General features: G+C 79.1%; 1 protein-coding gene. It reads right to left on the reverse strand.

Annotated features, from left to right (window positions below; genetic code table 11):
• The coding region (locus tag DZG00_RS17475) for an ATP-binding cassette domain-containing protein (protein WP_119455868.1) at positions 1 to 521 on the reverse strand (521 nt) is incomplete at both ends.

Here is a 521-nt window from a genome sequence, read left to right on the forward strand (position 1 = left end):
CCGCGGAGGCCCGCGACCGCGAGCGCGTCCTGCAGGATCCGGTCGACGCTCCAGCGCGGGTCGAAGGACGCGAGCGGGTCCTGGTAGACGGCGCCGACGCGCGCTCGGCGGCTCCTGCGCTCGCCCTCGGGGATCCCGCTCCACGGCTCGCCGTCGAGCGTCACGTCGCCCGCGTCCGGCTCCTCGAGCGCCAGCAGGAGGCGGGCGACCGTGGTCTTGCCCGACCCGGATCCGCCGACGAGGCCGAGCGTGCGGCCGCGGCGGACCTCGAGGGAGACGCCGTCGACGGCCGTGCGGACGGATCCCGCGGGGCCGCGGTAGGAGCGGGTGAGGCCCGTTGCGCGGAGGACGACGCGGTCGTCCTCCGGTGGCACGACGGCCGTAGCGGGGGTCGCGGCTGCCGCCTCGATCCGCGCATCCGACAGGGCCGTGCCGCGCGGCACCCCGGTCGGCACGGCGGCGACGAGCGCACGCGTCCGGCGGTGCGCGGGCGCGCGGAGCACGTCGGCGGTCGGGCCCTC

The organism is Clavibacter lycopersici, assembly GCF_003576405.1.
In the GTDB taxonomy this organism is placed as follows: Bacteria; Actinomycetota; Actinomycetes; order Actinomycetales; family Microbacteriaceae; genus Clavibacter; species Clavibacter lycopersici.